The 12,112-nt window shown below is 48.6% G+C and carries 10 protein-coding genes and 1 pseudogene; 3 read left to right on the top strand and 8 right to left on the bottom strand.

Annotated features, from left to right (window positions below):
- Positions 1-161: 161 nt before the first annotated feature.
- Positions 162-1,145, top strand: a pseudogene (locus tag MHH48_RS05545) (IS3 family transposase); the annotation flags it as partial.
- A complete protein-coding gene (locus MHH48_RS05540; protein WP_340390697.1) occupies positions 1,137-1,313 on the top strand; it encodes an IS3 family transposase in 177 nt (58 codons plus the stop codon). The pseudogene MHH48_RS05545 and the gene MHH48_RS05540, both read left to right, overlap by 9 nt.
- A gap of 83 nt (positions 1,314-1,396) precedes the next feature.
- On the opposite strand, the gene MHH48_RS05535 is transcribed toward MHH48_RS05540, so the two are convergent.
- From MHH48_RS05535 to MHH48_RS05510, 6 genes are all read right to left on the bottom strand, one after another.
- Positions 1,397-2,359 (bottom strand): carbohydrate kinase, encoded by a 963-nt coding sequence (locus MHH48_RS05535; RefSeq protein WP_076325497.1) that lies wholly within the window; start codon positions 2,357-2,359, stop codon positions 1,397-1,399.
- Positions 2,360-2,375: 16 nt separating this feature from the next.
- On the bottom strand, positions 2,376-3,884 hold the full coding sequence (locus tag MHH48_RS05530; protein ID WP_076325498.1) for a glycoside hydrolase family 32 protein: 1,509 nt from the start codon (positions 3,882-3,884) through the stop codon (positions 2,376-2,378).
- A gap of 5 nt (positions 3,885-3,889) precedes the next feature.
- Complete coding sequence (locus MHH48_RS05525; protein WP_076325499.1) at positions 3,890-5,239, bottom strand: glycoside hydrolase family 172 protein; 1,350 nt, start codon at positions 5,237-5,239, stop codon at positions 3,890-3,892.
- Positions 5,240-5,304: 65 nt separating this feature from the next.
- Entirely contained in the window at positions 5,305-6,162 is an 858-nt protein-coding gene (locus MHH48_RS05520) for a carbohydrate ABC transporter permease (RefSeq protein WP_076325500.1), read from the bottom strand.
- Positions 6,163-6,175: 13 nt separating this feature from the next.
- A complete protein-coding gene (locus MHH48_RS05515) occupies positions 6,176-7,015 on the bottom strand; it encodes a sugar ABC transporter permease (protein ID WP_256720775.1) in 840 nt (279 codons plus the stop codon).
- 67 nt (positions 7,016-7,082) lie between these two features.
- Positions 7,083-8,396 (bottom strand): extracellular solute-binding protein, encoded by a 1,314-nt coding sequence (locus MHH48_RS05510; protein WP_076325502.1) that lies wholly within the window; start codon positions 8,394-8,396, stop codon positions 7,083-7,085.
- A 199-nt stretch (positions 8,397-8,595) separates the two neighbouring features.
- Here MHH48_RS05510 and MHH48_RS05505 point away from each other — a divergent pair, with 199 nt between their 5' ends.
- Entirely contained in the window at positions 8,596-9,456 is an 861-nt protein-coding gene (locus MHH48_RS05505) for an AraC family transcriptional regulator (RefSeq protein WP_076325503.1), read from the top strand.
- Positions 9,457-9,886: 430 nt separating this feature from the next.
- Here the strand turns inward: MHH48_RS05505 and MHH48_RS05500 are convergent, their stop codons facing one another.
- Both MHH48_RS05500 and MHH48_RS05495 read right to left on the bottom strand, forming a co-directional pair.
- Positions 9,887-11,062, bottom strand: a complete 1,176-nt coding sequence (locus MHH48_RS05500; protein WP_076325504.1) for a DUF4317 domain-containing protein — start codon at positions 11,060-11,062, stop codon at positions 9,887-9,889.
- Between the two features lie 238 nt (positions 11,063-11,300).
- Entirely contained in the window at positions 11,301-12,110 is an 810-nt protein-coding gene (locus MHH48_RS05495) for an AAA family ATPase (RefSeq protein WP_076325505.1), read from the bottom strand.
- Positions 12,111-12,112 lie beyond the last annotated feature (2 nt).

Here is a 12,112-nt window from a genome sequence, read left to right as displayed (position 1 = left end):
GCGTATCGGTCTTCAGAAGGGTCTTTGTCGCGCTTCTCCCGCTTGGCATCATGAACACAATAAGAGCCATATAAGTGGTATTATCTCCTCAGGGTAGACAGTGAAAAAAGAGGACATGTTACAATGAACTCAAACACTGGATACCGGAGGGGATTTTTGTTATGTCAGCAAAGAAAGGCCAAACCTTTAATCGATATAGTGAAGAAACAAAGAAAGAAGCCGTTCGTCTGCGAGTGGAAGAAGGTTGGGCGTACAAACGGATCATGGAGAAGTTTGGGATTAAGAGCGAGAGCCAGATTATCACATGGGTTCGTAAAAGCCAAAACGGCGAGAGTTTTGAGGATTACCGGGGACGTTGGACGAAGAAACATTTTAGTAGTGCAGAAGAAGAAAATGCCTATCTGAAAGCGCAGGTAGAATATCTAAAAAAGCTCAATCCAAATTTGCACGGAGAGGGAAGCTGGATTTCGAAGCCCGGTGCCAGTCCGTTCGAGAAATAAGCAAGCGGGCACCTGTGGTCTGGCTGTGTAAAATGGCTGAAATCTCGCGTGCAGGTTACTACAAATGGATGAAAAATGCTGCCCTCCGAAAGAAACGAGCAGATCCGGATGCGGATCTAAAATCACATATTTTAGGCATTCACCGGCTTCGTCCTTATTTCGGCTACAAACGTATGCGAACCGCGTTAGGCAAGGAAGGCCTTGTGGTGAATCACAAAAAGGTACGCCGCTTAATGAGAGAACTTCAGATTCGTTCCGTGATTCGCAAGAAACGTCCATTTGCTGGCCGGAAACCGTCCGTTCTGTTCCGTAATGTCCAAAATCGGGAATTCTCGGTAGCAGCTCTTGTGCAGAAAGCTTGTGACGGATATTACGTATGTCCGAATTGGGCATGATTTTGCGTATCTCTCGGTGGTGATGGACCTGTTCAACAACGAAATTGTAGCCTGGGAACTCTCCGAGCGAAATGACTTAAAACTGGTTACGGACACAGTGAAGAAACTGAAATGTGGACCTTCCTAGCTCCATTCGGATCAGGGGTTTCAGTATACAACACAAAGCTATGACAAGTTGCTTGAAGAGAAGAAGCTCACAGGAAGCCATTCTCGGCGTGGGAACTGCTATGATCATGCTTGTATCGAGTCTTTCTTCTCGCACTTAAAGACGGAGAAGTTGTATTTGGAGAAACCTCAGAATCTGGAGCAGGCAAGAAGTCAAATTACGGAGTACATTTCGTTTTACAACATGGAACGTTTCCAAAACAAACTGGGCGACCTCTCCCCCATTGAATTCCGGGAAAAAGTCGCCGCTTAATAGAATCTCTTTTTTCATTGTCTACTTGACGGGGCAATGACCAGAGAGACAAGAGCTTTTCTTCATATGAGAGTTGCATACCATTACTTTAATTCCCGAAAAAAGCGTTCGATCCTGGCTCTATCCGGCAATGCAGGGATTCCTCCTTTTTGGGTCGTGGCCAACGCGCCGGCAGCATTGGCGAAACGGACACATTCAGCCACATCGTCAACGGTCATCCCGTTAAAGCCGTCGGGGATTCCCAGAATTTTGCCGATCGCCGCTCCGACAAAAGCATCTCCCGCTCCCGTTGAATCAACCATTCGTACGGGATAGGCAGGCGCCGTCCCAACCGCATGCAGATAACGGTAAAAACATCCCCGTTCCCCCAGCGTCACAAAAATCAAGGGGATGTCGAACTTCCGCATCAGCTGCAAGGTGCCTTCGCCCGGATCTATTCTTCCTGTCAGAAAGATCAGTTCCTCCTGGGATACCTTCAGAATATCCGCAAAGGACAGCCCCTCTTCGATTGCCTTCTTCGCGTCCGCCAACGAATTCCACAGCGATTCACGGAGATTGGGATCGAACGTAATCAGAAGCCCTTGGCTTTTGGCGTGCTTCAAAGCTTTGAGAGTTGCTGTTTTTGCCGGTTCCGCCGTCATGGACAATGAACCGAAATGAAACACCCGTGACTTCTCGATGAGATTGTAATTCAATTCGTTCTCATCCAGAGTAAGATCCGCACCGGGATTACGACAAAAACTGAAGGAACGCTCCCCATGCTCAGTCAGGTGAACAAACGCCAACGTGGTATGGACTTCCTCAGAGAACCTCAATCCCTCCGTATTGACGCCGTACTTCTGCAAAGTGTTCCGCAGCAATTCACCAAAGCGATCGGTTCCCACTTTACCCAGAAATGCCGTTCTCATCCCCAGTTTCGCCAGCAGCACAGCTACATTGGCGGGTGCCCCGCCGGGGTTGCATTCAAACAAAGCCTGCCCTTGTTCCGAGTTCCCGGCGGGCGTAAAATCAATTATCAACTCTCCCATCGTCACCACATCAAACATCTACTAGGCCCCCCCCTCACCAAACGGAACGTAGCTTCCAGGACTGGAAGGAGGTCAAGCTCACGGATCCGCCTCGGCTGAACAGAAGAGTGACTATATTGTCCGGATGCGGAAACAAATTGTGGGTCATCACTGTACGTCCCTCATCGCCGTAAATTTCCACAACGCTGGTATCCATCAAAATATGAAGCTTCAGCTTTTTCTGCCCAAACGCCTCCAATTTAAATTCGCATATACCTTCACTCCAGCCATCGGATCGACTGCGGTCGAATTTCAAAATCCCTGTCGTTGGAAAGTAAGAGAGCACCGTTTCCTCGGTTCGGTCTGCGGAAACCCGTAGCTTAAACCCAAATTCCTTGGCATCGCAATCCTCCAGATCGAATTCGGCGATCATCTCCCACGCCTCGCTCGCCAGATCGTCCAGAATAATTTCCATGTCTGCCCCAATCTGCTGTTCGCTGCTTCTGAACCGGCCTTCCTCCCGCAGAGAAGCAAGTTCGGCTATCGAGAGAAATTTCAGCCTTCCGTCTTCATCCAGCTCCACCGTGCGCGGAATCGACATGGACCCACACCAGCCCTTTTGTGTGGGTGGCGCAAAATCCTTGAACCACGGCATCCAATCCCAGGAGTTCAACCAGGCGATAATAATTCTCCTACCCTTGTCGTCCAGCAACGATTGCGGCGCATAGTAGTCGAAGCCAACATCCACCTCGCCCTGCACATCCCAGTTGAATATTCCGGTGGTATAGTCCATGTCCCCCACCAAGTAGACGGTTTTCGTATTTCCCATGCCCATCGGCGAGAACATCAGTACATGCTTATCACCCAGCGGAAAGAAATCCGGGCATTCCCACATCGTCCCGAGACCGCCGTCGCTTTCGGCCAGGACATTGATATATTCCCACTGCCGCAGATCAGGCGAACGATACAGCAGTGCCTTGCCCCGACCGTCCTTGCAGGAGCCAACGACCATATACCAGCTATCTTCGTGCTTCCAGACTTTCGGATCACGGAAATCGTTCGAACCCGTTTCGGGAGGGAGGGCAATCACGGGATTGCCCTCATATTTTTCGAAATGAATGCCGTCTGTGCTGGTGGCCAGGCACTGCGTTTGCACCACTTCACCGTCACGAATAACCGTTCCGGTATAGAACAGGTACAATACTCCATTATGATCCACGGCCGAACCGGAGAAGCATCCGCCCCGCTCATCCAGATCGTAAGGCTCACTCGGCGCGAGCGCCACCGGGAGATGTTCCCAATGCACGAGGTCCTTCGATTTGCTATGTCCCCAGTGCATCGCGCCCCAGCGGTCTCCGTAAGGGTAATACTGGTAAAAGAGATGGTATTCTCCTTTAAACTGAATGAAACCATTCGGATCGTTAATCCAACGGGCAGGCGACATAAAGTGGTATTTGTGCCGCGACGGTTCCCGCGCGGCCTCTTCCCTGATTGCAGCGATGGCGGCTTCGGCCTTCGCCAAGGCCTGCACATGCCGTTCTTTACTTCCTTGCTGAACAGCCATTATGTTTATTCCTCCATCGTTTGACGTACTTGTCTGGCTTGCTTCACGTTGCCTTCAGAGTGCCAAGGCGTACGGTCCAGCTTCTTCTGCAGTTCGGCTTTTCTTCCTTGGTCGTACTCTTTCATGCGCTCCTCGGCCATCTCCTGCGACTGCTGCATTTCGGCGTTCAAGGACACGCCTTGCAGCTTCGCTATATTGACAAGCTGCGGCATCAGCTGGATTCGCTCCTCCACCGGCAGGATGCCAAACGGCTTGGAAGGCAACGTCTGGTACCAATAAGCGGTCGAGGACCAGTCGTCTGCCAGATGGTTGGCATGCCCGTGTTCAATCGTTACCTTCAAGCTTTTCGAGAAGTGGATCGGATCGGTAATATGGAAGCGGTAAGACACCTGGTAACCGGGCACGTCGCTTTCATGCACGATCGAGCCGCAGAACGGGAACGCGTTTTTTTGCATGCCCCAGGCGTGATTGAAGTAATCTTCCGCCCCGGTGCCGACGATGCTCGGCAGTTCCTCGCCGTCGATAAAAATCATGTCGTCGCCTTCGCCCCACCAGCTGCCCTGGAAATGCGTGACCGATAAATTGCAGCCGATATAATGACCTTCTCCTTCCGTCTCCAGAATTACGTAGTTGCCGGCGCCGTCCAGATTGGCCACGCGGTTGACCTCCGGCGTGTTGACCTGCAAATTCGCGCCCCACCCGTCGCACGGATATTCGCGTCTCCACTGCGCGTGGAAATAAGCAGTGTTTGCCTCTAACGGCTGGCGGTACAGTTCATAATCGATGTGAAAATAAAGACCGAACGGCACATCGTTTTCATTGACGATTTCGATTTTGGCCCGCTTGTTGAACGGCATCGGCAAATAGCAGTTGACCGAAGCGACGCCGCCGAATTTAAACTGTTCCTCCGGTTTGACGGACACGGTAAACGGCAGCGAAGCGAAGTTCCCCGGCATGGAATGGCCGATGCAAAAGAAGTCGCCGAGCGGCACGAGTACGCTGGGATGAGCCTGATCGTCCCAAGTCATTTTGATCAGTACCTTACGGTACCAAGCCGGATCGGCCACCTCCCACGTGACGCCAAGCGCGTTGTGAATTTCATTAACCGGTGCAATATTGGCTCCGAGGTCCGGGCGCATGACGCTTGGCCCCAGCACCCGGCGGCAGAAGGAAGTCATCCAGATGTGCGAAATGCTGCCGGGTCCTTCGATATCCCCCAGCACGACGCTTTCCCCTGCCGGGATCATCCAGTAATCCTGGTTTTTCCCTTCCTGATCCCAGCTGGAAACCCGGGCTGTACGAACCTTTTTGATTTGCGTCAGTTGTCCTAAAAAGTTAGCGCTTTGATGATTCATAATAAGTTCTCTCCTTCATCTATTCATTAATTTAGGTAAAACCATTGAAAGTAGGGTAAAAGCAACTATCCTTTAACTGCTCCCGCCGTCATGCCTTCGATAATAAACCGCTGGAACACGCCGAAAAATATCAACTGCGGGACGATAATCAGGATGCCGGCGGCCAGCGTGCCGCCATAATCGATACTGTACGCCCCTTTAAACTGGGAGATACCCAGTGAGATCGTATATTTCGCCGCATCGCTAATCAGCGTCACGGCGAACGGAAACTCATTCCAGATATACAGAATGTTGAAAATAAACACCGTGGACACAACCGGCATGATAATCGGAAACACAATCGATTTGCACAGCATGTATAAGCCGCTCCCGTCTATAATCGCAGCTTCCTCCACTTCTTTTGGAAATCCCCGCAAAAAACCGGTAAACAGCAGCGTATTAAATGCGATCGCTGTCGCGATATAGGGCAAGACGAGCGACCCGTAACTGTTGAGCAAATCCAGCGTGATCGTGATTCGGTAAACGGGAAAGATCAGAATAAACGCCGGAATGGCCAGGCCGGAAATAAAATAGAGCTGGATCAGGTTTTGGAGCCTCTTCGACTTGAACACCATACGAGTTAATGCGAACGAGCTCATGAACGTGATGACGATTTCGATCACGATTGTGATGACCGCGACGAAGATCGTATTTTTATATAAAGTGAAAAAATCCAGTGTGGCGAAAGCCCGTTTGTAATTTTCCAAGCTCCACGACGCGGGCCAACTGAAAGGGTTGTTCAAAATCTCGCTGCTGTTGCGAAAAGAGAGAAAGCAAACCCAAAGCACCGGCAGCAAAATGAGCAAAGTCACCCCATAGGCCAACACGTACCATCCCAGCGTTTTCCATCGGCGACGAAACGAGATATCAGCTTCCGTACTCATTTCCATCTCTCCTTCATTCCTCTATGTTGGACTTGCTCAGCTTCAAATAGGCGACGGAAAACAGCACGGTCAGCAGAAATGTGACGGTTGAAATGGCCATCCCGTATCCGTATTCAGCGGAGGTAAATGTCGTATTGTACATATAGGTGACCAACACTTCCGATTGATGGTTCGGCCCGCCCCCTGTGAGCATAAACACGGTTTCAAAAATCTTGAACACATTGGTAATGACCAGCACAACAACGATTTTGTTCGTTTCGTTCATCATGGGCACCGTGATGTGCCACAGTTGCTGCCGGGAGCCTGCACCGTCAATCGCGCTCGATTCGTACACGTCCCGGGGAATCATCTTCAAGCCAGCCAAGAAAATCGTGGCAATGAACCCGATCTGCTGCCAAACGAACACGAAGCCAATGGAGTAAGGCGCCAGCGCCTTACCGCCAATCCACATCTGGGTCAGGTTTCCGAGCCCGAGCTTGAGCAGCAGCATATTGATCAGCCCCATTTGCGGATCGAGCACGAATACCCAGATCAAACCGACGACGATCGGTGCGATGATGCTAGGCGTATAGTTCAGCGCCTTCAGGGCGCCGCTGCCCTTGAATGCGCGGTTTAGCAGAAGCGCCAACAGAAACGATAGCGGAATCAGCAGGATGAGCGATACGCCGAGTATAATGAACGTATTTTTCAGTGAAACCCAGAAAAATGAATCCGTCAAAAGCCGTTTGTAATTTCCGAGTCCAACAAATTCCGGAATACCGATACCCGTGTATTTTGTCATGCTGTAGTAAAACGAGATGAGGATCGGGATGACGATATAGCCAGTAAACAGAATCAAAGCGGGAAACAACATGAAACATATATTTCTTCTTTTGCTTAACCAGATCATTTTCTTTGGATTCCTCCCTCCCCTATCTTCTTCACTGCTGTTCGATTTTTTGGTCAATCAAATCAAGAGCCTGTTCAGGCGAATAGAACCCGTTAATGACTCCGTAAATACTGTCATACATGGCATTTCCAATCGCATCGGAAACCACGAGATCTGGTTGGGCAATCGGTTTTTCCCACTCTGGCTCGTTCATCGCTCTGATCAACTCGGCATACACCGGGTGGGAATTCTTATCGACATCGGCCTCATAGTTGGTGATCGGCGGCAGTTGATTGTCAACCATGATTTGCATGCCCTCCTGACTGTAATAGAAGGTGAAGAACTTCTGTACAGCATCGTATTTCAACGAGTCTTCCTTCACCTTGGCACTGGCTACCAACGGTGCGGAAGCGGAAATCATGGCAATTTTCTGATTTCCCACACCGTCACTGAAGGTTGGACCCCAAGAGAATCCGACCGTCTCGGCAATCGGGCTTGCTTCCAACTTGCCTGTTTCCCAGGCTCCGGCATCCAACATTGCCGCCTTGCCCGAGGTGAACATTTCCACTGCCTGAAAATAGCTCATGGTTGTCACGTTTTCGGGAAATGCTCCAAGCTCCTGCAGTTCGGCGATTTGATTAAACAGACGAAGGAAATCGGGATTGTTAAACTTCTCTTCTCCTGCCAATATCGCGTCGATTTTATCAAAGTAACCATAGCGGGTTAACATCCCAAGAAAGGCCCAAATGCTGTAGTTGTCTTTTGCGCCTTGTGCGATTGTCACCACATTGTTCGCTTTAAACACATTGACTGCTTCAATCAGTTCTTCATAGGTCTCCGGCACTTTGACGTTGTACTCCTCGAACAGCGCCTTGTTGTACCACAGGCCAGTAACCAGCGATTGATAAGGCAGACCGAATTTCTTTCCGCTGTCCTCGTAGTTTTTTAGCATCATCGGGTCGATGGCGGAGAGCTCCGGTGTGTCGTTAATCATCTCGCTTAGATCCAGCAACAGGCCAGCCTGATTCATCTCTTTGGCCGAGGCAGGCAGCATCCAGAAAATATCGGGCATCTCTCCGGATTGAGCCTGAACCTTCATTTTTTTGATATGGTCGTTCGTATCCGCTCCGGATAAATTGACCATAATTTCGGGATGCTTGGCCTGAAAAGCTTCGATCGCCTCATACATGGCCGGTTCCTGATCCTTCACATTGGCGACGTGCATCGCGATATTCAAGATTACTGACGCCTCGCCGGCACCGCCTCCCCCTCCATTCACAGCGCTTTCATTTTTAGGACTTCCACAAGCTGCCAATGACGTTATCAGCATCAACATGGCAAGCATTCCAGAGAGTGCTTTCTTCATTTTCATTCCCCCCTAATAGTTGAAGAATCGTAAGAATTGTGCAAATATTAATCTAAACGGAAGGTTAGTCCCCTTCTTTACATTGCCATTCTAATACGAATGAAAGCGGTTGTATTTAGCAGATGTTAGGGATTATTTATCAAAAATTGCTTCTTGTTTCACTTCCAGAAAATAGATTCAACGTAGGAGGTACCAACGTATGATCCTCGACAGCGTGTCGCCATATATCCGTGTCGCCATGGATGACATCAATACGGAACCTTGGTTTATACAAGAGCGGGTGTTGTTCGACTACGAACTGCTTTACGTAATGGAAGGGGAGCTCTTAGTAACAATTGAAGATGATGTTTATGAGGGAAAGCAGGGGGATATTTTTCTGTTTCGCCCGGGACAGCGCCATTCGCTCCGCAAAACCAGCCCAAAATTGCGGCAGCCTCATATTCATTTCGACTTCTTCTATCAAGAGGACAGTCCGGGGGTCAAGGTCTCCTTTCGCTCCTGGGACAAAATTTCAGAAGAGGAGAAGCAATGGTTTCGCGAAGATATCATGGACCAAATGCCCGTCCCGTTATCCAGTCACCTCCGCCTCAAAAATCCGCTGCTAATCGAACAAATGCTGATTCAATTGATCAATGAGTTCGATATGAAGATGCCTTACTTCGAAATCAAAATCAAAGGATTGTTCATCCAGTTATGGATTCAAATTTTGCGGGAGAATTACTGGAATCTCCATCCTCATCTCGTTACCAATTTTCAGACCTTGCTTAAGGTAAAGGATTTCCTGATGAACACGCCAGAGCGCAAAGTTACCTTGGAAGAGATCTCTAAAATGTCCGGCATTAGCAAGCATTATTTGATTCGGCTGTTCAAAAAGGCCTTTGGCATGAGTCCTCTTCAATATCACCAATTCATCCGGATTCAGCGTGCAAAACATTTGATTCAGTTCACGGACGATTCCATAAACGCCATTGCCGAGAATATGGGTTTCCCGAACATTCACGCTTTCAGCAGGGCGTTCAAAACAGTGGACGGGATTCACCCTTCTTTTTACAGAAATTAGCGAGCGCCCAATCATGAAAGCGCTCTACAAAAAATCCTGCCTTCAGAAATACAGCGGCAAGTCGGAATTCTCCCGACCTGCCGCTGTCATGATGTTAAAATATGTTCTTCATCGACGGCGAACCTTGGCCGCCACCACTTTCATAATGTCAAGCTCCGCATCAGGCAGCTTTTTCATCGTTCTATGAACTCCTTTAAGACAATTGTCTACCTAATATTCTACATTTGTCTTAAACAAACAAAGATATGTTGCCACTTCTCCCGCTTGCATCATAAACACAAAAAAGAGCCATATAGGTGAAAAACACCTACATGACTCATCTGACAGTGCAACCCGAGACTCTTCTATCCATTTTAAGCCCAGCATATTAGGGCTTCGAAACTCAGCAACATCGTCTGCTAATACGCCGAAGCTTGTACGATGAACGAGTCTATAAAAGCGTCTCTGAAGCCAGCGTAAACCCTTCTATCGCGACATCTTCATCGACTTCAATCATGATGCAGCGTTTACCTTGGAAATTCACCTGTTTGACATACCTTAAATCCTGCGGGCTAACCGAAATCGTAGCTACCTTGGTTTCGATCTTAATGGATTTGGAAGTATACTTCGGCATGACGCTGGTTGCTTTCATTTCATAGTTCTTGTTGTCCACAATGGTTTCAAATGCCCGCTCCACCTTCTCGGTCGTCACGTCCTCTACGCCGCTTGCGTTCAGTACGCGCTCCAGATCTTTATAATCCAGCTTTGGAGGCTCTTCCTCCTTCGTCTCTTCGTTAATTTCGATCACCCGGTTAATTTCCTCGTACACCTGGGCAATGGTCGCTGAATCGAGCTGTTCGCCGGCCACTTCCTTGACGATATCCTCGAAGATCGCTCGCTCTTCAAGTGCCGTCACGGATCTTTCTCCGTTCAAGACCTGTTCGACAAAATGTGGATCCGGAAAATTCGATTTTCCCGTACAATACAAAATACGATTCACATCGGAATAATTGTCCGTCACGCTAGGGTACAGGAATCCTTGCTCCGGCGTGCTTAACTTGATAATCGGATCTACTATGATATTGTACTTGAACTCCCGCTCCACATAATCGAACAAGAGCGTCTTCCGTTGTTTCTCCGTAGAATTCACACTGCATAAAATAAACGGATGGGCGAACACCTCGTTCTTCTCGCTCTCTTCCGCTTCATCGTTTCTCGCCTTGGTCGGCATATAATACTGTCCCCGAACGAACGTGACCACCATATCCCGCTCATATTGGGCATCCTTCAGCATTCTATCCACCAGCATCAGCATCAAGTCCTGCCATTCTTCCGGATCACCCGACACGAGAGCTTGGTGAAGCATGACCTGCGCCGGTTCCTCCGCTGCTTCCTGAAACCTCAATTCGAACAATTTTTGATCCAGTTCGCCGGTCAGCAGTTTTTTGAAATTACCCATGTATAACTCTTGCTTCTCCCGATCCACCAGCTCGAACGGCAGGCGCTCCCAATGATAGATTTCATTCGTTTCCTTCGTAATATAGACATTGAGAATATCGTAAATATTCATTAAATCGTGATCCAGCTTAAATTGCTTGCGTATATTGGCGACTTCTTTTTTGTTCATATCGGATTCGGCAGCTCCTTAGATATATTCTAGCTTATATAGTATAAAGTATTGGAACGCAAATTTGTAAGCGATCTTGCGGCTTGCATTGCTGTGCCTAGGGTCAATTCCCCTTTACGCCTGATCCTCTATTGTTGCATATTTGAATACCTGAGTCGAGTACATACCCTTGTGGGAACCCATATCAAAAAGAGATATCCTTACTCGAAGGATACCTCTTCCGGATACTCGAACCTATTCATTCAAACAACCTTTGATGTTTATGAAAAAACCGGTAAAAGAATTGTACATTGTCGAGTTCAAACCATTCTGCCGTTTGCAAAATCTTGGCATCGAGATTGTAGATCTTCGCATGAAGCGTACCCAGAACAAAGGGAGAATGCGTAGCAATAATGAATTGACAGTCAAAATAACGCGCCAGATCGTTCATTTGCTCGGCCAGCTTGATTTGATTCGCCGGAGAAAGCGACGTTTCCGGTTCATCCAATAAATACAGTTGCCCGGGAAGCAAATATTCCTCAAAAAACTGCATCGACGTCTCCCCGTTCGAATACTTCTCCTGAGCGAATTGAATGATATCCATCTTCTTTTTGAACTCATACGACTGCTCCAGCTCTTCTACCTCGGCCTTGCTCTTCCCCTGCACGAACTGCTCATGCAGCAGCCCTTCGCGAAGCACGCTTTCCTGCTGTATTTTCTTGATTTCATACAACAGATCCTCTGACTTGATGTACCGGCTCCCGTCGGGAAGCTTGTATATGGGACGCTCCTGATCATCATGCCCGAGTTGAAAGCTGCTTTCCTCGATAAACCGCTGCGCGTACATGTTGTGACCATAGCTTGTCATTCGCTCAGCGCCCGCGATACCCAATTTATTGGCGATTAGATTCAGCAAGGTGGATTTGCCGGAGCCATTACTGCCGTATAATACCGTGATTCGATCAAACAGCAGAACTTCCCCTGCAATGTGCCTGAACACATGATCGGGATATATATTCGGGTTGCTGGAAATGGTAGAAGAGAGTTTGAAGTTACTTAAATATAGCATCG

Origin of the sequence: Paenibacillus sp. FSL F4-0100, assembly GCF_037993005.1 — a bacterium.
Classification (GTDB): domain Bacteria; phylum Bacillota; class Bacilli; order Paenibacillales; family Paenibacillaceae; genus Paenibacillus_AQ.
Note: the sequence above shows the minus strand (reverse complement) of the source record. Positions and strands in the feature narration are given on the sequence as shown.